General features: G+C 29.5%; 24 protein-coding genes. 9 read left to right on the forward strand and 15 right to left on the reverse strand.

Annotation, left to right across the window (positions count from 1 at the left end; translation table 11 throughout):
• The first annotated feature begins 12 nt into the window (after positions 1-12).
• Positions 13-1146 carry a glycosyltransferase family 4 protein gene (locus KPL55_RS08525; protein WP_216306290.1) on the forward strand — a complete coding sequence of 378 codons (1134 nt, stop codon included), beginning with the start codon at positions 13-15 and terminating at the stop codon, positions 1144-1146.
• 63 nt (positions 1147-1209) lie between these two features.
• Here the strand turns inward: KPL55_RS08525 and KPL55_RS08530 are convergent, their stop codons facing one another.
• The 4 genes from KPL55_RS08530 to KPL55_RS08545 are packed head-to-tail and all read right to left on the reverse strand — an operon-like array spanning position 1210 to position 4314.
• Positions 1210-2265: a CotS family spore coat protein gene (locus KPL55_RS08530; RefSeq protein WP_216306291.1), complete on the reverse strand. Its 1056-nt coding sequence runs from the start codon at positions 2263-2265 to the stop codon at positions 1210-1212.
• A 12-nt stretch (positions 2266-2277) separates the two neighbouring features.
• A complete protein-coding gene (locus KPL55_RS08535; protein ID WP_216306292.1) occupies positions 2278-3042 on the reverse strand; it encodes a hypothetical protein in 765 nt (254 codons plus the stop codon).
• Positions 3043-3074: 32 nt separating this feature from the next.
• Positions 3075-3299: a hypothetical protein gene (locus tag KPL55_RS08540; RefSeq protein ID WP_216306293.1), complete on the reverse strand. Its 225-nt coding sequence runs from the start codon at positions 3297-3299 to the stop codon at positions 3075-3077.
• 4 nt (positions 3300-3303) lie between these two features.
• Entirely contained in the window at positions 3304-4314 is a 1011-nt protein-coding gene (locus KPL55_RS08545) for a CotS family spore coat protein (RefSeq protein ID WP_216306294.1), read from the reverse strand.
• A 183-nt stretch (positions 4315-4497) separates the two neighbouring features.
• On the opposite strand from KPL55_RS08545, the gene KPL55_RS08550 reads away from it, so the two are divergent.
• Complete coding sequence (locus KPL55_RS08550; protein WP_216306295.1) at positions 4498-5625, forward strand: glycosyltransferase family 4 protein; 1128 nt, start codon at positions 4498-4500, stop codon at positions 5623-5625.
• 357 nt (positions 5626-5982) lie between these two features.
• Here KPL55_RS08550 and KPL55_RS08555 read toward each other — a convergent pair whose 3' ends face one another.
• From KPL55_RS08555 to KPL55_RS08590, 8 genes are all read right to left on the reverse strand, one after another.
• Positions 5983-6819, reverse strand: a complete 837-nt coding sequence (locus KPL55_RS08555; RefSeq protein WP_216306296.1) for a hypothetical protein — start codon at positions 6817-6819, stop codon at positions 5983-5985.
• A gap of 123 nt (positions 6820-6942) precedes the next feature.
• Positions 6943-7839, reverse strand: coding sequence for a hypothetical protein (locus KPL55_RS08560; RefSeq protein ID WP_216306297.1), 897 nt, complete (start codon positions 7837-7839; stop codon positions 6943-6945).
• Positions 7840-8123: 284 nt separating this feature from the next.
• Positions 8124-8870, reverse strand: coding sequence for a nickel pincer cofactor biosynthesis protein LarB (gene larB, locus KPL55_RS08565; protein ID WP_216306298.1), 747 nt, complete (start codon positions 8868-8870; stop codon positions 8124-8126).
• Between the two features lie 59 nt (positions 8871-8929).
• Positions 8930-10273, reverse strand: coding sequence for a nickel pincer cofactor biosynthesis protein LarC (gene larC, locus KPL55_RS08570; RefSeq protein ID WP_216306299.1), 1344 nt, complete (start codon positions 10271-10273; stop codon positions 8930-8932).
• A gap of 64 nt (positions 10274-10337) precedes the next feature.
• Positions 10338-11609 (reverse strand): sensor histidine kinase, encoded by a 1272-nt coding sequence (locus KPL55_RS08575; protein WP_216306300.1) that lies wholly within the window; start codon positions 11607-11609, stop codon positions 10338-10340.
• Positions 11610-11790: 181 nt separating this feature from the next.
• Complete coding sequence (locus KPL55_RS08580; RefSeq protein ID WP_216306301.1) at positions 11791-12975, reverse strand: glycosyltransferase family 4 protein; 1185 nt, start codon at positions 12973-12975, stop codon at positions 11791-11793.
• A 70-nt stretch (positions 12976-13045) separates the two neighbouring features.
• Positions 13046-14035, reverse strand: coding sequence for a lysylphosphatidylglycerol synthase transmembrane domain-containing protein (locus KPL55_RS08585; RefSeq protein ID WP_216306302.1), 990 nt, complete (start codon positions 14033-14035; stop codon positions 13046-13048).
• Between the two features lie 4 nt (positions 14036-14039).
• Positions 14040-15071, reverse strand: a complete 1032-nt coding sequence (locus KPL55_RS08590; protein WP_216306303.1) for a glycosyltransferase family 4 protein — start codon at positions 15069-15071, stop codon at positions 14040-14042.
• A gap of 299 nt (positions 15072-15370) precedes the next feature.
• Here KPL55_RS08590 and KPL55_RS08595 point away from each other — a divergent pair, with 299 nt between their 5' ends.
• Positions 15371-15580: a hypothetical protein gene (locus KPL55_RS08595; protein ID WP_216306304.1), complete on the forward strand. Its 210-nt coding sequence runs from the start codon at positions 15371-15373 to the stop codon at positions 15578-15580.
• 28 nt (positions 15581-15608) lie between these two features.
• Complete coding sequence (locus tag KPL55_RS08600; protein WP_216306348.1) at positions 15609-15869, forward strand: spore coat protein; 261 nt, start codon at positions 15609-15611, stop codon at positions 15867-15869.
• 122 nt (positions 15870-15991) lie between these two features.
• On the opposite strand, the gene KPL55_RS08605 is transcribed toward KPL55_RS08600, so the two are convergent.
• Together KPL55_RS08605 and KPL55_RS26930 are read right to left on the reverse strand one after the other, a co-directional pair.
• Positions 15992-16834 (reverse strand): CPBP family intramembrane glutamic endopeptidase, encoded by an 843-nt coding sequence (locus KPL55_RS08605; RefSeq protein ID WP_216306305.1) that lies wholly within the window; start codon positions 16832-16834, stop codon positions 15992-15994.
• Positions 16835-17156: 322 nt separating this feature from the next.
• Positions 17157-17906: a CAP domain-containing protein gene (locus tag KPL55_RS26930; protein ID WP_246599356.1), complete on the reverse strand. Its 750-nt coding sequence runs from the start codon at positions 17904-17906 to the stop codon at positions 17157-17159.
• Positions 17907-18289: 383 nt separating this feature from the next.
• On the opposite strand from KPL55_RS26930, the gene KPL55_RS08615 reads away from it, so the two are divergent.
• Complete coding sequence (locus KPL55_RS08615; RefSeq protein ID WP_216306306.1) at positions 18290-18457, forward strand: CD1375 family protein; 168 nt, start codon at positions 18290-18292, stop codon at positions 18455-18457.
• Positions 18458-18513: 56 nt separating this feature from the next.
• On the opposite strand, the gene KPL55_RS08620 is transcribed toward KPL55_RS08615, so the two are convergent.
• Positions 18514-19905 carry an aldehyde dehydrogenase gene (locus KPL55_RS08620; protein ID WP_216306307.1) on the reverse strand — a complete coding sequence of 464 codons (1392 nt, stop codon included), beginning with the start codon at positions 19903-19905 and terminating at the stop codon, positions 18514-18516.
• A 324-nt stretch (positions 19906-20229) separates the two neighbouring features.
• On the opposite strand from KPL55_RS08620, the gene KPL55_RS08625 reads away from it, so the two are divergent.
• From KPL55_RS08625 to KPL55_RS08640, 4 genes are read left to right on the forward strand one after another with little or no spacing between them, the layout of a single operon-like run.
• A complete protein-coding gene (locus KPL55_RS08625) occupies positions 20230-21303 on the forward strand; it encodes an ABC transporter ATP-binding protein (RefSeq protein ID WP_216306308.1) in 1074 nt (357 codons plus the stop codon).
• Between the two features lie 8 nt (positions 21304-21311).
• Positions 21312-22169 carry an ABC transporter permease gene (locus tag KPL55_RS08630; RefSeq protein WP_216306309.1) on the forward strand — a complete coding sequence of 286 codons (858 nt, stop codon included), beginning with the start codon at positions 21312-21314 and terminating at the stop codon, positions 22167-22169.
• On the forward strand, positions 22169-22951 hold the full coding sequence (locus tag KPL55_RS08635) for an ABC transporter permease (protein WP_216306310.1): 783 nt from the start codon (positions 22169-22171) through the stop codon (positions 22949-22951). The genes KPL55_RS08630 and KPL55_RS08635 overlap by 1 nt, the downstream gene beginning before the upstream one ends.
• A 47-nt stretch (positions 22952-22998) precedes the next feature.
• A complete protein-coding gene (locus KPL55_RS08640; protein WP_216306311.1) occupies positions 22999-24075 on the forward strand; it encodes a polyamine ABC transporter substrate-binding protein in 1077 nt (358 codons plus the stop codon).
• Positions 24076-24106: the final 31 nt, after the last annotated feature.

A 24106-nucleotide genomic window follows, 5' to 3' on the forward strand; every position in this document is an offset into this window, starting at 1 on the left:
AGGAGTCTTATAATGAAAATTGGAATTGATGCTAGAGCTGCAAAATGGTATAGAGGGACTGGTATAGGCACTTATTCTTACCAACTAATTCACTCTTTAAATAAAACAGACAATTATAATGACTATTTGCTATACGTACCAGATGACTGCAAGCTCGCAATACCATTTAATAAAAATTTCCATATAAAAACTATTAAACAAGATAATCATAATAATTTTTGGAATGGGGTTGATACCTGTAATCCATTAATAGACAAGTCTATAGATATATATCATGTTCCTCAAAATGGTGTTGGATTACCTGCTAGCAAAAGCTGTCCTTTCGTTATTACGCTGCATGATGTAATTCCATATAAAATGCCAGATACAGTTGGTGATCAATACCTTAAAATTTTCAATGAAAAATTACCGAATATTATTCCACTGTGTGATGGGATAATTACTGTATCAGAATACTCAAAAGAAGATATTATTAATGTTTTTAACTTCCCCAGAGAGAAAATATATGTAACTCATTTAGCTAGTGAGGATATTTATAAACCTTATGACAAAACCCTTAGTAAATCTATTATCGAAAAACATTATTCTATAAAAGGAGACTATATTTTATATATTGGGGGTTTTAGTCCCAGGAAAAATATTGTTGGTTTATTAAATTCCTTTAGTATGCTCTTGCCTAAGCTAAAAAAAGATATGAAATTAGTTATAGCAGGTAGCAAAGGCAAATCATATGATATATATAAAAAAAGAGCGCAAGACCTTCATATCGAGGATAAAGTAATTTTTCCAGGGTTTATATCCATGGACCATATCCCCTTCATGTATAATGCTTGTGAGCTGTTTGTATACCCTTCTTTTTATGAAGGATTTGGACTACCTCCAATTGAAGCAATGGCCTGTGGAGTCCCTGTAATTGCATCTAACGCTACCTCCATTCCTGAAATAGTTAAAGACTCAACTTTGCTCATCGATCCTAACGACATTAATGACTTAAGTGAAAAAATGTTCAATGTACTCCACGATAATAATTTAAGACAATCACTTATAACTAAAGGCTTAATAAGAGCTTCTGAACTAACTTGGGAACATACTGCTGCGGATACTCTAACTGCTTATAACAGCATATTAAATAGAAGTAAAAAGTGATTTTATTAAAGAAATAAAATTAACCCCTACATAGTGAATTTATCACTATGTAGGGGTTTTACTCTATATATTATAATAATTTTTAAAAGCCTCCAAAAACTGCTCTCTATCTTTTTTATATTCAACTTTTCTCTTTAATCTATTTAAGAACACCTCTTCACTCCACTGCTTTTTTCTTGTGTAATAATCCTTAGATATACTATAGAAATCTTCAGGGAAACTGAGCATTCCGTAAAGCACCTTGAGTTCCCTATCATCTAGTGGGTTTATTTTTGTATATTCATCTATTATGCTATGACATTTTTCCGTATCATAACAGAAATCCTTAATAGCTTTATTTGTAAAATTGCAAATATCATGTACCTTTAAGTCTATAACAGCATAATCAAAATCTAAGAAATATACTTCCTCTTTATTAATTAAAATATTGTGGTGAGCTAAATCATGATGACAAAAAACTGTTTTTCCTTTTTCCTCACATAAATTAAAATACTCTGACTGATTAATAATATTTATGCTTCTAGTAATATTTTCTTCATAATATTCTACATGCTCTAAAAATATATAATCAAACTCATTTTTATCTTCGTTTAACTTTGCTATATTCTTATAAAACATAAGTTCATTTAATTTCTTATTAAAATTTTCAATCACCTTACCACATAACAACCGGTCTTTATTTTTAGCAAGTTGCGTTTTAAATCCCTCTTCGTATATGAGCCCTTCAGATCCTCTATGAAGCTCTGCTATTGCTCTAGCTGTAAGCATTACATCCACTGGATTGCTATACTCACACTCTCTACCTTCTACTAAATCCATAATACAATAAATGTCATTCTCCCAAGGAACATATATTAAATTTGACTTTGTTTTTTCAAATTCTATTATTCTGTTAAATTTATTTTTTTTAATATATTCAACTCCGTAGTTAATAAACTCAAGTTGATCTATACTATAATTTACTTTTTTTAAAACCTTATCGCCCTTATTAGTATTAAGTATAAATACTTTCCTTACTGGAATAACATCATAAACCACTAAGTCAAATTCGCTAAATAAATTCACATCAAGATCATATTTGCTTAAATAAGCCCTATCTTTATATCTAACGTCTAACATTTCGTCACCTCTCTAAATTAAAGAATCTCCATCTTGAATTAAAGCTTTTGCAAGTTTCTGTGAAAACCTGTCCTCATGCCACAGTCTTTTACCTGCTCTATGTCTATTACAACATTTCATGAATTCATGAGGATAAGAAATTAATGCTAATAAAAATTTTAAGCTGGACTCATCTAGACCTTCAATGGTGCAAAACTCCTCTGCCATCTTATTAAAATCAACCTTTACTCCCTTTCTTTTAAGTTTACTGAGAAAAAGGTAACAATCCATTTCTACCATGTTATAACAACAACTTTCAAAACTAACTACTTCAATGAATTCATTTTGACTTAGGTTTTCAAAACCAGTATTACCTAAACATATCTCGCCCCGCCTCATGCTCCTTGTTATTATCCCTAAATAATCCGCTCCATATGCGGCCCTTATACAGTTCTCCCCCCTCTCCATAACTCCCTTACCATATTTCACAATCAATTTTTCAAAGGAATTTTTAGGTTCATGTCTACTGATACTATCTATGTCGCTGGCAAGCTTTTTAATAGAAATTCTATATCCCTCTATAGTTTTTCCTGTGTTGTTATTTAATCTATTTCTAAGGTATCCATCGAACCCCAAAGATTTTTCATGTAGACAGTGAATAACACCAAATTGCTCTATAATTAATTTTTCCATTATGTCACGATCCATATTTTCACATTTGGGTTGGATTACATCCACATTTTTAATACCTTTAAACATCATATAGTCAGAAAAATCATTATAGATGTTTATTGTCAAAGTCATCACCTCAAATTAAATCTATTAGATTTCTATTTATTTCTTCTATTATTTTTATCCATCTTCTTTAATATTTCTTTTTGCTCAAATTCTAACTCATCAAGTTTCTTTTGTCTTCTGCGTATTTTTTTAAGATTCTTAATCTCTTCTTTCATGTTTTCAAGTTTCATATCATAATCCTCTACAGTGGATTCCTCAGGATGAATTATTTCAATTTCTGAATCATCATTGGACATATCCCTCTTATTCTTTCCCATAATGTTACCTCCCATATTTTATTTTTCTAAATTCATCAATAAAAATTTGCTTACCAATAACATCATTATGCAATTTTTCAAGTTTCTTAAGGAAAAACTCTTCTCCCTTAATCCTTTTTTCCCAGTAATATTGAATCCCTATTTGCCAGTATTCCTGAGGAAATTCCATAAATGCTGCCATTATCTCTATATCACTTTTGTATATTGAAAATGTATTATCGTACTCATCCATTATAAAAAGTGCATTTTCAAGACTCCATTTATCCGTTTTCATTCTTCTTAATAGAAGGCTGCTTAAATCATGTAAATGAGTATCTAAGATGCAATAATCAAAATCAATAATACTTATTCCTCCATTTTTCTCCATGAGCACATTGTGATGAGCATAATCATGATGGCAAAAACCCCTATTTTTGATTTCAACTTTCATTTTATTTATATATTGACTTTTGCATAAGTTATTTATTGATTTACTACTCCTTGCTAGCTCATCTTCCATTATGTTTAAATAATAATTATCAAACTCTGAAATACTTTCTTTTTCATTTATCCTTCTTTTAAAATCCAATATTTCATTTCGCCTCGTTTTGAAGGTTTCTATCCATTTAAGCCATGCTATTCTAGGTTTCATGTCAGGTGTGACTCTAAAATTCAAGCTCTTTTTATGGAGCTGTGCAAGCTTTGTTGTGCATAATTTTATTTCCTCTGGATTATCATAATTGCATTCTCTTGCATCTACCCAAGGTGTTAAATAAGCATGTTTTTTATCAAGTGTTATAAACTCCTGTTTATCAATAGTTTCTATGATTTGGGGGATACTTTCAAACCCATTTTTCTGTAAATGTTTTATAGCCCCAACAATAAATAAAAAATGCCTAAACTCATAATTAATGATTTTCAAGCAATATATCTCATTTTCAGTTTCTATCTTGTAAACATTTTTTATTTTCTGTATATCATTAATGTGAATAGAATAATTTATTTGTACTATCTCTTTTAATTCCTGTGTTTCCAAACGATAACCTCCGAAATATTGTTCTATTGCAATATATGAAATTTACGAATAAATTGTGCTTAAAATTAATTGCTTAAATGGCACACTTTTTAAGTTAAAATAATATATTAATATATATTATCCTTTTGACGAGACTTTCTTTACTAATACAGGGTTTTAGAATAATTTTAAGGAGTGGAACCTATGAAGATCGCAATTGATGCTAGGGGCATCAATTTATATAGTGGAACTGGTATAGGAACTTATACAGAAAATATAGTTAAAAATTTGGTAAACATAGATACTATTAATAATTATCATGTTTTTTGGTCAGGTAATAATTATGAAAGTATAAAAAAAGACAACTGCAAAATAGTAATGACATCTAGAAAACATCAAAGATTTTTTGAAGATTATTACTTCCCGCAAAATATTGAAAAAGAGAATATAGACATATATCATATGCCCCAAAATGGTATAGGTTTTTCTGACGAGATATCTTGCAAGAAGATAGTCACTATACACGATTTGATTCCATATGTTATGCCCGAAACTGTAGGACGTAGCTATCTTCTCAAATTTTTAAAAGAAATGCCCATAATTATGGGAGGGTCTGATGGAATAATAACTGTGTCTGAGTTTTCCAAACGGGATATTCTAAGATTTTTTCCTATAGACGAAAAAAAGATTTTTGTAACTCCTTTAGCTGCTGATAAAAAATACACTCCTTTAGATAAACTCCACTGCAAAAATCTTCTAGAAACTATATATAATTTAACAAAGCCATTTATACTCTACCTAGGAGGGTTTAGTGATCGAAAAAATATTGAGTCTGCCATAACTGCTTTTTCTAAAGTCTACAAAGACTTAAACAAAGATTATAATCTAGTCATTGTAGGTAATTACAGAGACTCAAGTCAACGACTAGTAAAACTTACAAATGAACTTAAAATGGAATCTCATGTTGTTTTTACAGGATTTGTGCCCGAAGAGCATTTACCTATTTTTTATAACTCTTGTGATACTTTTATATATCCGTCTTTTTACGAGGGGTTTGGACTTCCACCCTTAGAGGCAATGAATTGTGGCACTCCAGTAATAGCATCTAAACTTACTTCAATACCTGAAGTGGTAGGAGATGGTGGCATTTTAATAGACCCTTATAATATCTCTGAGATATCGCTAGCCATAGGAAACTTATTGAGTAATGAAAGTTTAAGATCAGAACTTAGCTCTAAGGCATTAATAAGAGCTAGTGAATTTTCATGGCAAAACACTGCAAGTAATACTCTTAAAGTTTATGAGAGTATATACAATAGTGAATCTATTTAAATAAAAAAAATGAAATCTCTCCTGCATGCCTTGCACCAAAGCTTAAAATAGGAAATTCCATTAAAAAATTCTAATCTTTTGCAAATATAAAATTCCCTAGCGCTCACATTCGCCATCCTGGCTCAGGTTTGCTAGACTGAGCCTCTGGGTAGTTCTCTGGGGGACATAATAATTATCAATTGTTATGTGTCCTGGCAGTCTTACATGAATTTTATATTGGCAAAAGAAGAATTTCTAAATAGAATTTCAATGTTTTTTCGCTTCTGATTGCAAGTCACTTTGGAAAGATTTCATACTCCTACTATCTTATCCCCATAGGATTCTTACGGTATATAAAATATTGAGACTTGTACAATTCTATTTTGTATACTCCTTTAGTAGCGGAATCGCAAATACCATGGCAACTATAAACATAACATCTTTTATTCCATTAAGATCATCTATATTAATATAATTTATATAATAGCTTAAAATTATTGCTAAAAAAAAGTTTAAAAGAAACCCTATTATTAATCCTGAAATTATTATATATATCTTATTTTGCTTTAGATTTGGACGGTTAATTTTAATCCTTTGAATAATTAAAGAAATTGCAATATAAAATACCAGAGACTTCAATGCTAAAGTAATAACCTGTATTTCTTGATTTATTAAAGTTACAGAATAAATATATAATATTAAACCTATCAAACTAATATGCTCTAATTCTTTACTATTGACTTCTATTCTTCCTGTTAAATTATCAAACTCACCTTCTATACTCCTTAAATCTTTTGACTTAATAAATTTTATATATTGGTACACGATAATGGCAATACTTACAATAGCTGAACATCCTATAATTATTAGCTTAGCTTGTAAATATATATCTATTCCAAATCTATTTAGGTTTAAATTTATTATTAAAATATTCATAAATCTTAATATCATTTCAGTTTTTTGGTAGAACACTTTTACATTAATTAATCTGCCTTTTTTATTAACCAAAATAATATTTGCCATAATTAATAATAGTTGAGCATACAATAATACCATAATAAATAGTCCACTATTTAAGTGAGTGTAATTTTTCTCAGAATTTATAAGAAGTGCACTAATAACACATAGTACATAACATATACTCGAAAAAATCATATCATTCCCAAGCACATTAAATATACTATTTAAATTATTATTAGATTTTTTTTTAATCATTAATTATCTCCACCCTTACTAATAAAAACTTTTGCCTTCAAGATAATTTATTCCACTTTATTTCATAATTATTATTTGATTAATGTTAAATACTCACAGTCCCTCTATTTTCATACTTCTATCCTATAAGTTCTTTTCTTTACAATTAAAGTACAAATAAAAGTTCTCACCTAAAATACCCTTTACTTTAGTATATCTAAGTCCCATTTTTCTATCGGTACGTATTGTCGGATACAACAACAAAATCCCAATAAATGTTACTGATGATTCAAGCATACCTATTCCAAAAAATCCAAATGCAGACACAAAAACTATTGTATATCCAAGAGATGCATATAAAGCATCTCTAACAAAAATTCTCTTTGCTAAAGTTTTATCTAAATAAAATAAATAACACTTTCTATAATTAGCGATTAAGAACCATATAAAAGCATAAATAGAGACAAACATAACAAGCATCATGAATAGGTCTGGTGATTTATAATTGATATCAGTCTTCATTGAGCCCATTCCCAACCCAGCAAATACAAAAAACGAAATCATCCCAAGTGTTGTTGCCTTTCCCATTTCCCTGATATTATGTTTTTCTTCCTCAGATATTTTTTCTATTTCAATATTTACTTTTTTATTAGGTATATGTTCTTTTGCTTTTTTATACATTTTGAATTCCAAATATATATTAATAATTAATAATGAAGCTACTATGACTTGTTGAATAATAAACCCTGATGATAAAAATTTGAAATTAAATTCTTGAAAAACAACGCAACATGAAGCAACTCTTATAAACCAATCGATTATTGCTTCTGTTTTAAATGCTTTATATTCTTCTTTATAATCAGTGGCTAATATAAATGATGTAGCTATTAAAAATACAAATGGTGACAATACCCAACCTACTTCTAGTATTACATTCCTTTGCACTCCAACCTTGTTGTATGAGTATATAAATGCAAATGCAAAATTACTTATATAACTCATTAAATTTAATAACATTAATAACCTAACAGCCTTTTTCACTAATAACATCCCCTCTCTTTATACTGTCTATTATTTTTATTGTTTTCACTAAAGGCTTAATTTTTATATTAAAATATATTTCATGTGATTCATAAGCTAATGATAACAATTTAAAATTATAAAACAATATAAAATACATGAACCGTATATTTCCTTGCATAAACGGAATAATTCTGCATTTTATTTATGTTAATAACTTGCACACTAAAATAATAAAGAGCCATCTCAAAATAGAAACTACTTTCTATTTTAAGACAGCCCTATATTTAAAATTTAACTCTATTTTATAATTTATTAATTATACTTGCCAAATATCCTGCTCCAAAGCCGTTGTCAATGTTTACAACACTAACTCCACTAGAACAACTATTTAGCATGCTTAGAAGTGCGGCAAGTCCATTAAAACTAGCTCCGTAGCCTACACTAGTTGGTACAGCTATAACTGGTTTATCAACTAATCCTCCAACTACGCTAGTTAATGCACCTTCCATTCCTGCTACAGTAATAATTACTTTAGCGTGTCTTATAACATCTAAATTTTCGAATAGTCTATGGATCCCTGCTACTCCTACATCATAAATCCTTTCAACCCTGTTTCCAAAAATCTCTGCTGTAATAGCTGCTTCCTCGGCAACTGGTATATCAGAAGTTCCTCCTGTTACTAATGCAATGTATGTATCTTGAATCTCAACTTCTTTTCTTTTAATTACAATTGTTCTTGCAAGTTCGTTGTACTGTGCATCCCCGCATACCTCTTTAACCCCTTCATACATTGATTTAGAGGCTCTTGTACCAAGAATATTAACATCTTTTGTAAGCATTAAACTAACAATGTCCTTTATCTGCTGAACAGTTTTACCTTCACAATATATAACCTCTGGGTATCCGACTCTAAGTTCTCTATGATTATCTATTTTCGCAAATCCTAAATCAGAATACGACAAATCTTTCAATTTATCAATTCCGTCATCTATAGATATATCACCATTTTTTATGTTTTTAAGAAATTTTTTCATTTCTTCTGAATTCATATATTACCCACCTTTTTAAAATAGAATTTAAATCTATCGGTCTAATCTTATAGATAACCTTATATTTCTTTTCTTAATTTTTCATATACTTTGTTTATAGACATTCCAGTGCTTAAAGCTATTTTTTTACACTCTTCATATTCTAATTTGCTTTTTATCTTTTCGCCCTTGTAGTACGCTTCTTTTACTGTAATTTCACCATAACTAGTGTTTGCCTTAACGAATTTCCTCTCAAGCATAGTTTTATGTACTTCAAATGAACGCGTTCCCAATGTAGTAGTTTCTGTAAAGAGTACCTCTTTCATCTTTTCCACTTTGTCTATTGTGCATAAAACACTTATTTTTACGCTTGGTCGTCCTTTTTTCATTATGATAGGTGTTAAATAAACATCCAAGGCACCCTCATCAAAAAGCTTATCGATAATATACTCATATAGTTCTGAGTTCATATCATCAATATTACATTCGATAATTTCCTGAGCTATTTCATTATCATATTCTGTTTTATGTCCCTCGCAAGATAACTTTTTATCAGCTGACTTATCTATTTCTTCTACTAACATAACTCTTAATACGTTAGGAATCTTTGTATCCCTATTCCCTATACCATATCCGATCCTATTTATTATAAAATTATTATCATCTTTAAATTCACTAACATTAGCTGCGAGAATTGCTGCCCCTGTAGGTGTTGTAGTTTCAAATGGTACAGCTCCAAGCTTTACTGGAATTCCTCTTAGTATTTCAACTGTAGCAGGTGCAGGTACCGGTATAAGCCCATGTGCACACTTAACAAACCCACCACCAAGCTCTACAGAAGAACTCATTATCTTATCAACATTTAAATTATCAAGGCAAATAGCAGCCCCAACTATATCAACAATAGAATCTACTGCTCCTACCTCATGGAAATGAACCTCATATAAAGTTTTTCCATGAACCTTTGCCTCAGCCTCTGCAACCTTCATAAACATTTTTTTACTTAATTCTTTTACTTTAGAGTTTAACTCGCTAGAATCTATAATTCCATTTATATCTTTAAGGTTTCGATGAACATGAGTATCACTATTATCTTCAACATGAACATGAGAGTGTCCATCTTCTTTATGAATATGTTCATGCTCATGAGCACCTTGCATGTCACTATGTAAATGTTCGTGATGATGTTCGCTATGGTCCTCGGTGTGTGCATGTTCATGATAATGTCCTTGTAAAACTACATCCACCTTAGTGCCTTCTATTCCTTTTCTGATATCTCTTGATACCTTTAGTTCATATCCGTCTAAATTAAGCTTACTTAATTCGTCTATTAAATATTTTTCATCTATACCCAAATCTAGTAATGCTCCTAAATTCATATCTCCACTAATACCTGAAAAACAATCATAATAAAGTATTTTCATTTTTATCTACTCCAATCATTTGTATTTTTCTCATTTGTACTTTTCTTATTTCTATCTGCTTTTCTTATTTTACCATATATAATATTATTTTAAAAACAGTATAATTTTCTTCAAAGAATAGCTTAATATCACTGCTTCTTTTTTGAGATATTTCTTTTACATTATAAAGTCCGTATCCTCTATTATCGCCTTCTTTAGTAGAGATCCCTCTATCAAATATATTTTTTATATTATCTGGTTTTATTGTTATTCCACTATTTTTAACCTCTACGATATTAGCATTTCTATTTTTATAAATATTTAATATAACAACCTTATCATCAGTACTATTTATAACTGCTTGAAAAGCATTATCCAATAGATTATTTAAAATATCTGAAATCTCATGATCATTTAAACTATTTTCCAATGAATTATTTACTACATTAAATAAGAATTTTATATTTAATCTACTTGCTTCACATATTTTATTATATATTATAGCTTTTATAATAATGTTTTCTATATATATAATATCGTCTATAATATTATTCGCATAATTAATTGACATGATATACTTATTCAATTGGTTTTTAACTTCTTTTTCATCTGCTATTTCTACTATTGCATTTATTGTGTTTAAATGATTTTTAAAATCATGTTGTTTCCGCCTTGTCTCCTCCACTATATCAAATAATATAGGCTTATACATATTTTGAACTTCTAAAACTTTTTTATCCTCGCTTATTTTAACTATATAATAATATAAAAATATATTTAATGCTAACATTGATAACATAATTAAAATGTATACTAGGAGATTATTTAATATTATGCTTTTATTATATTCCCAAATAAATTTAGAAAACAAAATATATAACCCTAAATTAATAACAAAATAATATAATATCTTAGATTCTAACTTCAGACCTTCCTTTACTTTTCCACTAAAATTACATCTTACTATAATAAATATTAAAGTTAATTCAATTAGAAGAATATTAATATTCCATACGTAATTGTCTAAATATGAAAATCCAGCTAAACTTGCACAACCAATTAATAGCATTTCAATAATCATAATTACACAAGGATATATAACAAATTCGAAAATAGTCTTAATAAAAGATCTCTTATACATAAATTTCATTAGAGATATCATACTCATGTATCTAATAAACACACTCATGTAAATACTCATATTCCTTGTTATCATCACTAAACATGTTCCTATCGATATTATAAGTAAATTTTTAATCCAATTCTTTTCTTCTTTCAGAGAAAACTTTGACCATAATAGTATAAACATAGTTAATTCAATAACACTAATTAATGCAAATTGTAGTAACCTTATCATCCCACACCTTCTTTCAGACGATAGTATAATTTAATATATTTACTTGAATTATACTATCTTTACATTCCCACTTATTGTGTAATTATATCATGGACAATCTGCTGAATATGGTGCATCTTGTCACCTCTCAATTTAAATGGCTTCAAGCGACTAAAAAAACTCGCTTTTCAGCGAGTTTCTTCTATGTTACCTTTTGATTTGCTATCATGTAAGTTTGTTTTTCCACTTCCATATAAACCCTCTCAACATTTGCCCCAAAACACCTAGATGACAATGAATCTATTCCATCATAAGCATTTTTAACCATTACGTCGCAATTACCTTTATCATTCAAGATATCAAATAATATCCCATCTAAATCTTCATCCTTATAAAAAATTCTACCATTAACCTTATCCGAAATTATACCATCTAAATTTTTATCATACTTAGCTACAACCAAAATCTGAGCAGCCATAGCTTCAGCAAAAGTTAATCCCTGTGTTTCCGTTAGTGAAGCACCTACAAACACATCTCCCATTTGATAATACTTACCAATTTCCGCCCAAGGTCTTTCTCCTGCGAATATCACAGACTTTTCAATTCCTAACTCCTTAGCTAATAATTCTAGATTTTCACGTTCCGGACCATCACCTACAAGGAGCAATTTACAGTTAGGTAATCTCTTAATTAATTCCTTCATACTATTTACAATTACATCTATACTTTTTTCTTTTGCTATACGTCCAATAAATAACACAACTGGATCCGTTTCATTTATCCCAAAAGATTTCTTTTCATTTTTAATAACTTCCTCATTAAAGTTGCTTCTTTTAAATGGTTCTATATCAACGCCTGTAGGTATTACATCAATATGTCTTGTTAACCCATATTGCCGCAATGCATCTTTGACCTTAATTGTAGGTACTATTATAGCGCTGCAATCTCTACAATATAGTTTACTTACCTTCTTTGCAAATTGTGAAGCTGGCTTAAGCATTATGCCATGAGACACATAATGAATATAATCTTCATACATAGTATGGTAAGTGTGAACTACAGGTATATCTAACCTTTTAGCTACTATTCTTCCAAATATTCCTACACTGAATTCTGTTTGTGTGTGTATTAAATCCAAATCTAATTTTTTTATTTTACTCATAATTTTATGTGAATATATCATCCCAACTCTTTGAGAAGGTAAAAGGAAAAATGGTATACTGGGTAACCTAATTATACCTTCCTGCTCCTCCACATCTGGGTACGTTACTGTTATAATAGTTACATTATGCCCAAGTTTAATTAATTCATTTCTTAGTATCATAGTAGACGTAACTACCCCACTTACTTGCGGATAATAGGTATCAGTAAAAATTCCAATATTCATAATCAGTCCCCTTCAAATACTATAGTTTTCTTTAAAATCCTTTTAATTACTGTGCATCAACGGACCTATCTTAATCCTTCATAAATGCATAAAACCCAAAGATTATACAAGAGTAAAATGTGATTACTCTCCATAACAATATAGCCGCCATTATATTATTAGAAGCAAAAAACAAACCAAAGAACATATAAAAAGCACCTTCTGCTCCACCTACGGCTCCAGGTAATGGTATAAATGCTGTAAGCATCATTACAAACGCAGTTCCAGCTATCATACTTCCTACGCTTGCATTTCTCATTCCAAAACTAAGGTAAATAAAATAAGGAATAACAAAAATTATTGTTAACTGAAATATTGTATAAATGACAGCTTTCAGCATTAATACTTTGCTTGTCTTTACTATCTCCATATTATCATGAAATTGATTTAAATTGTCATTAATATGATCTTCTAGCTTTGACATGTTTTTTACTAATTTAATTTTCCCTAATATCTTAGATAAAAATAATATTAATTTATGTGTTAATTTTCTATATTTTGAAAATACAATTAAAAATATAATTACACTAGCATTGACTGTAAAACCTATTCCTATTAAATAAAACAAATTGCTCATTTTACCTCTAAAGAAACTTGCTTTCCAAAATATAAGAACTAAAGAATATATAGTTAATATTGATTGATAGATAATAAACTTAATCATAAGCGCTGAGCCAGAATTACCTGCACCCAGTCCTTGTTTTATAAGTGAATATAGCTGCATTGGCTGACCACCGGATGCAAAAGGTGTAATTGAATTAAAATATTGACCAACCATAGTTACTTTAAATGCTTTTTTAAATTTATAATCTCTTTTTGTTAAAGATATAATAGTTTGCAATGTTTTAGCTTCAAAAGCCCAATATAGAAGCATCGATAAAAAGGCTGCGACAATCCATTTCACTTGCAAATTTTTTATTTGATGAATTAAATCCATCCAACCATTAGTGAATATTATTAGTAGAATAAATATAGCTGCAGATCCTATTCCCAAGATAAAATTCAATTTATAATTTTTCATTTAATTACCTACCTTTTACCTTAGAAACCTTTTTATAGAAATCCTGCCACATAGAAAGTACACTTTCTCTTGAATAAAACTTATGTCCACGTACTGCCTTTTCTTTAGCCTGCTCGTAATACTTCTGGTCATTTTTCAACTTTTCTATAGCATTAATGAAACCCTCATTAGTATGTTCTTTTAAGTAATAATCAAATAATATATCCTCATATAATTCCAAATCCCTTAGCAATATTGGTGTTTGAGTATTCATTGCTTCAAGTATAGACATAGGAAAAAGCTCATTATAAGACGGCATGAAAAGTACATCTGATACATTATATATATCATTCATCAAATCTCTTTCAACTATTCCTGTAAATAATATATTTTTAGGTGCATTATCCATTTGATGTTTCAATTCCTTATATCCATCAGTTATGTTTCCAAAAGAAAAACCACCTGCCCAAACAAATTGTATTCCTGGAAGTTTCCTTGCTATGTTTATAAAATCAATGACACCTTTTCTAGTTTGTATCTGACCTACGCCAAGAACAACAAAAGCATCCCTTGCAATATTTAATCTTTCCTTAGCTATATATTTATTCTCATCTGTAAGCTTATAAAATTTTTCAGTTGATACAAAATTGGGAATGTACGTTATTTTTTTTCTATCAATATTATAAGCTTCGAGCCTTGGTATAAAGTTTGGATTTACTGTAACTAAATAATCCATCTTGTTATAGAAATTTATAATATATTTATAAAAAATTATTTTAATAAGTTTTGGTAATTTAATACTTCCCTCAATAGTCTCAGGTAAAAAATGTACATAACCCACTGTTACACCTTTTCTTTTAGCAAAAGGCACACTTAAATAATGCTTTAAATCAATAGTATGATAATGCATTATTTCAGTTCTTGCTCTTTTATTTATAACAACCTTATATTCCTTGTCCAATCCGTTTTTAACTAAATTTACTTGCTCTAGGTAAGCTGACCCTACCCCTTGACCTTTAACTTTATCTGCTGAAGACAGCATGTTTATAGTAGGCATTATAGTCACTCCTATCTAAAATAACCTTGTTTATACATTTATTGTACTCTACTATTATTAAAAATTGATTAATGTTACCTTAAAATTTTCTTAAATTTCATTTATTACCTATTAAAATCTAATATTTTAAAATTCCATTTATAATATTTTACCCAATTTATTTTGTTTTAGCAATTTTTCAGCATATTTAGCTTATATTTTAATTATATGCTTATATTTCATTAATTTACCACTTATATTTTATTATAAAAAGCAGATAATACTTTTGTAGATTTAATAAAAGACTGGAGGAAATAAATATGATGAATAACGAAAATAAGCAAATTGAAAGTAACAATCTAAAAGTAATTAAAGACCAGTTAGGATACGAATCATTACTTAATAAAAAATTTAATGAATATGGTTCACAATGCACAGATCAAAATTTAAAGAATCTATGCAATGAGGCTAGTCAAACTCACAAGCAAAACTTTAATACATTAAAAACTTACCTTGATTCTCATCAATAATATATAAATGGAGGGATATTTTATGAATATGACTGAAAAAGATTTGATGTCAGATTTACTTGCTACAGAAAAACAAGTTATTTCCGCTTACAGTACAGGAATAACTGAATCTTCTTGCGCAAATTTGAGAAATACATTAATCGGAAACTATACAAATGATCAAAACATCCAATATATGATATTTGATGCTATGAAACAAAAAGGATGGTATCCTACAAAAGATGCTCCTGATAATGAAGTTCAAGAATTAAAAGATCAAGCAAATCAAATGATGAATGAATTAAAGTAATTCACTTTATCGACATATATTTATCTTTATAAACTTTAAGCAACCTCTAACATATATAATACGTTAGAGGTTGCTTTTATAATTTTAATTCTATTTATTTTACATTAAGATAATAAAAGAGACTATACTTCCACAAATTCCTCATATATCTTTGGCCTATTTTTTATTTTATTTTGGTTATATCCACTACAAACTATTGCCAAAAGTATGATCCCTAAAATTAGAAAAATTCCATGGATTCCTATTACATACTTTCCACCTATTATTAAAAATGATGAAGAGATTGAAAGTGCTAAGAGATTGTTTACAAAATGTGCAAATATGCTTAAATAAATCGACCCAGTTTTCAAATATATAAATCCAAGAACTAGTCCTAAGAAAAATGCATTTATACCTTGAGGTATGTTCATATGCACAATTGCGAAAAATAATGATGTTATAACAAGCGCTACTATGGGATTTATCTTTTTAGACATCCCTTTTAAAAGAATTCCTCTAAAAATAATCTCCTCATATATTGGTGCTACTACAGAAACGCTAAGTATTAATATAATTGGTGAAACAGAATTTTCATCAAATACTTCATTTATAAAATTAGGCATAGATATATTGCTTACCAAAAACGTTATGCTATTATCAAATATCAAACGAAAAGCTATAATCATTAGGCCCGCACAAGCATAATCTTTTAAATTTAAGTAGCGTTTAGGTTTTTGCTCACATGTCCTGTTACTAAGCCATTTGAATAAAATGATGATAACATAATATTTTACTAATACTCCGAAAACAAAAACGATATAAGGCACTGCCTTTTCATATTTACCAGAAAATATCTCTAAAAACTCTACAGGCATTTGACCTAGCGCTTCCAATAAAATTGAAAGAAACATTACAAATAGAGCTTTTATGATTCCCATTTTTTTTATATTAGTATTCCCATTTTCTATATTTTCAAAAAATTTCATTAACTCACACTCTCTAACTTATTGTACTCCCCCAAAATCTGCACAATTAATATATATTTTTTGCATTTTAACCACGCTTTGTAACATTCTACAAAACTTAATATCGTTTACCATATCATGTTCCTAAGTGTAACATACAATTTACTCTATCAAATATTAACTTAGTGAAAATTCTACTATATATAATCGCAACTTTATAATATGTACTTATATAATAATTACTATATGCTGCTCTAGAATGTTTTATTCAATAAAAAAAATCTGTATTTCTTATATTGTAAAATCCAATATTAAGAAACACAGATCTATATTTATTAATTATTTATTTTCCTATGAATTGTTGAGTCCAGTAAATAGATCCGTTTGCGTTCTTTGCTATTCCTACTCCTATTTCAGTAAAATCCTTACTTAAAATATTAGCTCTGTGTCCGGGAGAATTCATCCACCCATCCATTACTGAAGCTGCAGTTGGTTGACCCATTGCAATATTTTCACCTGCTGCGCTATATGTAATACCGAATTGTTTCATCATGTCAAAAGGCGATCCATAAGTCGGTGATGTATGAGAAAAATAATTGTTTTTCGCCATGTCCTCTGACTTTGTTCTAGCTACAGTTGAAAGCTTAACATTCTCTTTTAATGGAGCTAGTCCTTGTTTTGATCTTTCCTGATTAACTAGTGTAACTACTTCTTTTACTATCTTGTCATCTGCTGACAAATTTGGTGCTGTTGTTGCTTTTACTGGTGTTGTCTTTACTGGTGTTGCTTTAACTGGCGTTGCTTTTACAGGCGTTGCTTTTACTGGTGTTACTTTTGCAGGCGTTGCTTTTGCTGGTGTTTCCTTTACAGCCACTGCTTTTGCAGGTGTTGCTTTTATAGGAGTGGTTCCTTGAGGCATAATAGCTAACCCCTTTGGAAGTTCAATTCCATACTTAGCACATAAGCTTTGTAGGCTATCTCCTGCCTTAATTGTGTTAAACGTATAACAATCTTGTGCGTAGGCAGCTGAACTTATTCCTGTTGTTACTAAAATACCTAACGTTAATATTAATGCTCTTAAAGATTTCTTCATCTTTTGTACCTCACCTTCTTAATTTTATATACAAAGTATGTTTTTTCTTTGTACACCTATAGTAACATCAAAATGACGTATACAGTTTATTTATTGATGGGATTTATGTCGTATTATGTCATAAATGTGTTTATTATAGATTGTTATGCTTTGGTTATAATATAGCTACAGAATTTAATAAAATTACTCAATACAATGAATATAAAATTTATTTTTGTAAACAATATACTATATGACCATATTATAGTTGTAGAATCATTATAAATCTTGAAAACGTTTATTAAAATGATTCTCTACTCATCAATCAAATGTTAAAAAATAATGATATAACTAATTTTCTATCTAAAATATTCAGATACTTATTAGTGAAAGGAAGTATATAAATGGTTGATATGTATTACAGACTTGTAAAGGCAGGATTAAGAACAATTCAAAAAGTACCAGATCAATTTAGAGATGCTGTAATTGCAAATTTAGCACCCTTAACATCAGATGCAAAAAGTAATCCAACTTCACCTATAGTAACCTTAAGTGACTCACCATTAATTTAAAATAAACTATAACACAACGTATAATACGAATTATACATTATGTTATAGTTTATTTATTATTTTAACATTTTCCTTATAAGTTTATCTCTATTCCCATAAGGAGGAAAAATAAGTTTTATGTCCATAGAAGTACTTTTCTTTAATATACTTTTTCTGTGAGAGAAAGTTTCAAAACTATCTCTTCCATGATATGAACCCATTCCGGAATTTCCAACTCCACCAAATGGCATATTTGAACTTGCAACGTGTGATATAGTATCATTTATACATCCCCCACCAAAGGATATTCTTCTAAGAACTGTAGTTTCAAAGTTTTTATCTTCTGTGAAAACATATAAGGATAAAGGCTTTGGCCTATCATTTATCATTTCAATAACTTCATCTAAATTTTCATATTCAAGTATTGGCATAATCGGCCCGAATATCTCATCTTTCATAACATCATCTTGCCAATTCACTTTATCAATAATTGTTGGTTCAATGTACAATGCACCTGCATTTGATCCCCCACCATAAATAATTTTATTTTTGTCATTTTCGATTATTGTTGCCAATCTATCAAACTGTCTTTTGTTAACAATTCTACCATAATCACTACTTTTAGAAGCATCCTCACCATAAAAATTAACCACTTCAATTTTTAACATTTGAATAAATCTCTCTTTTATTGATTTGTGTACAAATATATAATCAGGGGCAATACAAGTTTGTCCTGCATTTATTAGTTTACCCCATAATATTCTTTTAGCAGCTAATTCTAAATTAGCAGTCTTATCCACTATTACAGGACTCTTTCCACCCAGTTCAAGGGTTACAGGTACTAGATTTTCAGCAGCCGCTTTCATCACTATTCTCCCAACCGGTACACTACCTGTAAAGAATATATAATCAAAAGGTGAATTAATAAGCGCTGAAGTAGTCTCTTTCTCTCCCTCAATAACTCGTATGTATTCTTTTTCGAAGGCATCTTCAATGATTTTTTTCACTAACCCTGAAACAGTAGGCGTACTTTCAGACGGTTTTAAAATAGCACAATTTCCAGCGGCTATAGCTCCTATTAAAGGCTCAATTAAAAGTTGAAATGGGTAATTAAAAGGACCTATAATTAACACGGTTCCATAGGGTTCATACATGATGTATCCCTTAGATGGAAACTGATGAAGTGGTGTCCTTACATTTTTAGTCTTAGCCCAACTCTTTAAATGTTTAATAAAGTTTCCTATGCTATCCAAAACAAACCCAATCTCTGTACCATAAGCTTCAAACTCACTTTTACCTAAATCCCTATATAAGGCTTTTATTATCTCTTCCTCATACTTTTTTATAACATTTTTAAGCTTCTTAAGTGCAGCAATTCTAAAATCTATATCCCTTGTTTCACCTAATAGAAAATACTTATTATGTTCATTAAGCATACTTTGAACTGCTTCTTGATCTATAGTTTCCATATTAAACCCTCCACTTTACATTATATACCATCTTTATAGTTTATGTGATTAATTGTATCATACAAATCCTCTTCCTACCCTCTATAACAAAAGTATTAAAAAGTTCTCACATAATAATATAATATAAGCATATTATTATTAAACAAGTATGATTACTCGTCGATATATAAAAAGTCAACTTTATTATTTTAAGTAACTGATAATTGCACCATTTTTAAATTTAGGAAATATCATCAAAATAAAGAACATTATGGTATGATAGTAGAAAGGATTTTTTTAAATCATTAATTTAAGTATACGGGATACGGGAGGAGACTTTAAACATTGTCAGAAATTATATTAGAATTGGACAATATAATAAAAAAATATGAAAATCAAGAAGTCATTAAGAATATGTCCCTTACGATAAACAAAGGGGAGTTTTTAACTCTGCTAGGCCCAAGCGGCTGTGGAAAAACAACTACCTTAAGAATAATAGCTGGTTTTGAAACTCCAACAAGTGGTAGTGTTTTGCTCGAAGGAAGCCATGTTGAAAATAAACAACCTAACGAGAGAAATGTAAATACGGTATTTCAAAATTACGCATTATTTCCACATATGAATGTGTTTGATAATATAGCTTATGCTTTAAAAATCAGAAAGGTTAATAAGGTAGAAATAAAAAAGAGGGTTTCTAAAATGCTTAGCTTAGTTCAACTAGAGGGATACGAAAAAAGAAAAACAGACCAATTAAGCGGCGGTCAAAAACAAAGGGTTGCAATAGGCAGGGCCCTAATAAATAACCCACAAATATTACTTTTGGATGAGCCTTTAGGCGCACTTGATTTAAAACTTAGAAAACAAATGCAAGTTGAGCTCAAAAAACTTCAGAAAAAGTTACAGATTACCTTTGTATATGTTACCCATGATCAAGATGAAGCTCTTAATATGTCAGATCGAATAGCAGTTATGAATGAGGGTATTATTGAGCAGTTAGGAACCCCTGAAGATATATACGAGAGGCCAGCAACTAAATTCGTAGCAGGTTTTATTGGGGAATCTAACTTATTTAATACTAAAATAAAAAAAATTGATGAGGAAAGAATTTCAGTTCAACTTGGAGAAAATAAAATGAACGTGAATTATAAAAACTACGATAATTCAAAAGCTAAGGAAAGTTATGTTTTAATAAGACCTGAAAACATTAAATATAGCACATCAAAACCACAATTTGGACTTATTGCAATAATAAAAGAACATAGCTACATCGGCTCTATCATTAAAACTACAATGGAACTTGAAAGCGGACAGGAAATTATAGTTTGCGACTACGATAAGAAAAAAGATTTAATAGGTATAGGTAGTGAGGTTTGGATGTCCTTTGAACCTGAAGACGTAGTTATAGTTGAAGAAGGTTAGGTGAAGAAATGAAAAAGAAAAAAATTGATATTCTAAAAGGTATAACTATAGGTCCAATATCCTTCTGGATGCTTTTCTTCGTGGCAGTGCCTCTTTTGTATATTGTGTTTATTAGTTTTATGCAAAGAGGTGATGACGGATCTATAGTCTATATACCAACAATTGAGAATTATACAAGAATGGCCAGTTCATTATATGTTAAAGTATTTTGGGATTCTATAGTAGTGGCTTTTGTTACAACTTTACTTACCTTGATTTTCGGATATCCTTTTGCATACTTTGCCACTAAGATAAAAAAATATAAAATTGTAATAATGCTTTTAATAATGGCACCATTCTTAACTAATTCATTAATACGAACTTATGGATGGATTGTAATTTTAAGTACCAATGGGTCATTAAATCATATACTACTTATAACTGGAATCATTAAAGAACCATTAAAGATGTTATATTCCTATGGAGCAGTAATGATTGGAATGATATATACAATGTTTCCATTTATGGTGCTTCCACTTTACAATGCTATAGATAAAATGGATAAATCTTATATAGAAGCCTCTAAAGATCTTGGGGCTAGTAGCTGGAAGACTTTTAGAACTATTACTGTTCCTCTAACTATGCCAGGAATAGTTGCTGGTTGTATTTTAGTGTTTGTGCCTTCTGTAGGATTGTTCTTCATACCAGACCTAATGGGTGGAAGCAATGTAATGCTCATTGGAAATCTTATTAGAAATCAATTTTTGCAAGCAAACGATTGGCCATTAGGCGCTGCATTATCAATAGTGATGATTTTTATATCCTTAATTTTAATTTTATTTTATGTGAAAATTATAGGTAAAAAATTAGACACGGAGGTGTTCTAATGGATTCAAAATTATCAAAAGTACTAGAAAGAACATATATATTTTGTATATTTGCCTTTTTATATGTTCCTTTTGCAATAATCATTATGTACTCTTTTAATTCTGCTGAGTCAAATGTAGTTTTTAGTGGATTTACTCTTGATTGGTACACCAAATTATTTAATGATGACGATGTACTTAATGCACTTATAAATAGTTTAACTATTGCAACTTTAAGCACTATTATCTCAGCGATAATTGGAACAATTGGAGCTCTTGGACTAAAAAGGCATAAATTCAAAGGAAAATCAGTAATAGATTTACTACTCTATATTCCAATTGTAATCCCAGAAATAATTATGGGAATATCATTACTTGTATTTTTTTCAATGCTTCAATTGGATTTTGGTATATTCACATTAGTACTTGCACATACAACCTTTTGTATCCCGTTTGTACTTATAAACGTTAAGTCGAGACTTGCGGATTTCGATATGTCAATTGAAGAGGCCTCAATGGATTTAGGCGCCTCAAAACTTACTGTGTTTAGAACAATTACTCTTCCATCTATTTTCCCAGCAGTTATTTCGGGTTCTATGCTAGCGTTTGCGTTATCACTAGATGATGTAATCATAAATATTTTCATAAGCGGACCAGAAAGTACTACACTTCCAATTAAAATATTCTCAATGCTAAAATTTGGCCTTTCGCCAGAAATAAATGCATTGTGCACAATCATGTTATTAACAACTTTTGTTGTTTTAATATTATCACAAGGTATAAAACTTAAAAGAAATAAATAAAATACATTTACAACAAAGTTTTACACTTAAAATTAGGGGGTATTTACATGTTAAAAAAGAGATTTAAATCTTTAGTTATATTACTTGCAGTTTCAGTTATAGGCACCTCTCTTGTAGGTTGCTCAAAATCAAAAACAACAAAGACAAATACTGATAAAATAGTTAATATCTATACTTGGGCAAATTATGTTCCAGATACTGTTGTTAAAGGTTTTGAAAAAAGCACAGGAATCAAAGTAAATTATAGCAACTTTTCAACAAATGAAGAGATGTTAGCAAAGTTACAAGCAGCTAAAGGCGGACAATACGATGTAATAATTTGTGCAGATTATATGGTTCAGATTATGGCAAAACAGAAAAATATATTACTTAAACCTATTAATCAATCTGCAATTGCTAATTATAAAAATTTAGATAAGGCTTATTTAGGGCAATATTATGATAAGACTAATAAGTATTCAGTTCCTTATTCACTTGGAAGTGAAATGATAGTTTATAATCCAGATAAGATTAAAATTGATATTAAAGGAATAAGTGATTTATGGGATCCTTCTTTGAAGGGCTCTGAAGTATTACTCGAAGACTCAAGATCTGTTATAGGTATGGCATTAACAAAACTTGGTTACAGCATTAATGAAACTGATCCAGCAAAACTTGCCGAGGCGAAAGCAGAACTTAAAAAATTAAGAGCTAACGTTAAAGTGTTTGATGCTGATACACCAATGACTAGCTTAATTAATGGAGATACTAATATCGGAGTTATGTGGGGATCACAAGCATCAGCAGCACTTAAAGGTAATCCAAAGTTTAAAATTGTTTATCCAAAAGAAGGAATGCAGTTTGAAACTGATAACTTAATAATACCTGTAAAAGCACCCCACGCACAAAATGCTGAAAAATTTATAAACTACGTACTTGATGGTAAAGTAAGTAGCGAAATTACAACTAGTATAGAATATATTAATGTTAATACAGCTGCTAAAGAATTTATGCCAAAAAGTCTTCTTGATAATAAAGCTGTTTATGTACCTAACGAAGAGTTCACTAAAGCTAAGCATTTAGAGGACGCTGGTAGTGCATCTAAGTTGTATGATTCAATTTGGTCAGAATTTAAACAACAATAGAGTTAATAAAAAACATGGGGCTTAAATTTAA

This window comes from Clostridium lacusfryxellense, assembly GCF_018861735.1.
In the GTDB taxonomy this organism is placed as follows: Bacteria; Bacillota; Clostridia; order Clostridiales; family Clostridiaceae; genus Clostridium_AD; species Clostridium_AD lacusfryxellense.

Bases quoted from the DNA above. Each gene is read 5' to 3' on its own strand.
- KPL55_RS08530 (WP_216306291.1), bottom strand. From the start codon at position 2,265: ATGTTAGACGTTAGATATAAAGATAGGGCTTATTTAAGCAAATATGAT.
- KPL55_RS08525 (WP_216306290.1), top strand. From the start codon at position 13: ATGAAAATTGGAATTGATGCTAGAGCTGCAAAATGGTATAGAGGGACT.
- KPL55_RS08595 (WP_216306304.1), top strand. From the start codon at position 15,371: ATGATGAATAACGAAAATAAGCAAATTGAAAGTAACAATCTAAAAGTA.
- KPL55_RS08620 (WP_216306307.1), bottom strand. From the start codon at position 19,905: ATGGAAACTATAGATCAAGAAGCAGTTCAAAGTATGCTTAATGAACAT.
- KPL55_RS08600 (WP_216306348.1), top strand. From the start codon at position 15,609: ATGACTGAAAAAGATTTGATGTCAGATTTACTTGCTACAGAAAAACAA.
- KPL55_RS26930 (WP_246599356.1), bottom strand. From the start codon at position 17,906: ATGAAGAAATCTTTAAGAGCATTAATATTAACGTTAGGTATTTTAGTA.
- KPL55_RS08550 (WP_216306295.1), top strand. From the start codon at position 4,498: ATGAAGATCGCAATTGATGCTAGGGGCATCAATTTATATAGTGGAACT.
- KPL55_RS08630 (WP_216306309.1), top strand. From the start codon at position 21,312: ATGAAAAAGAAAAAAATTGATATTCTAAAAGGTATAACTATAGGTCCA.
- larC (WP_216306299.1), bottom strand. From the start codon at position 10,273: ATGAAAATACTTTATTATGATTGTTTTTCAGGTATTAGTGGAGATATG.
- KPL55_RS08580 (WP_216306301.1), bottom strand. From the start codon at position 12,975: ATGAATATTGGAATTTTTACTGATACCTATTATCCGCAAGTAAGTGGG.
- KPL55_RS08605 (WP_216306305.1), bottom strand. From the start codon at position 16,834: ATGAAATTTTTTGAAAATATAGAAAATGGGAATACTAATATAAAAAAA.
- KPL55_RS08615 (WP_216306306.1), top strand. From the start codon at position 18,290: ATGGTTGATATGTATTACAGACTTGTAAAGGCAGGATTAAGAACAATT.
- KPL55_RS08635 (WP_216306310.1), top strand. From the start codon at position 22,169: ATGGATTCAAAATTATCAAAAGTACTAGAAAGAACATATATATTTTGT.
- larB (WP_216306298.1), bottom strand. From the start codon at position 8,870: ATGAATTCAGAAGAAATGAAAAAATTTCTTAAAAACATAAAAAATGGT.
- KPL55_RS08590 (WP_216306303.1), bottom strand. From the start codon at position 15,071: ATGCCTACTATAAACATGCTGTCTTCAGCAGATAAAGTTAAAGGTCAA.
- KPL55_RS08640 (WP_216306311.1), top strand. From the start codon at position 22,999: ATGTTAAAAAAGAGATTTAAATCTTTAGTTATATTACTTGCAGTTTCA.
- KPL55_RS08575 (WP_216306300.1), bottom strand. From the start codon at position 11,609: ATGATAAGGTTACTACAATTTGCATTAATTAGTGTTATTGAATTAACT.
- KPL55_RS08555 (WP_216306296.1), bottom strand. From the start codon at position 6,819: ATGATTAAAAAAAAATCTAATAATAATTTAAATAGTATATTTAATGTG.
- KPL55_RS08540 (WP_216306293.1), bottom strand. From the start codon at position 3,299: ATGGGAAAGAATAAGAGGGATATGTCCAATGATGATTCAGAAATTGAA.
- KPL55_RS08585 (WP_216306302.1), bottom strand. From the start codon at position 14,035: ATGAAAAATTATAAATTGAATTTTATCTTGGGAATAGGATCTGCAGCT.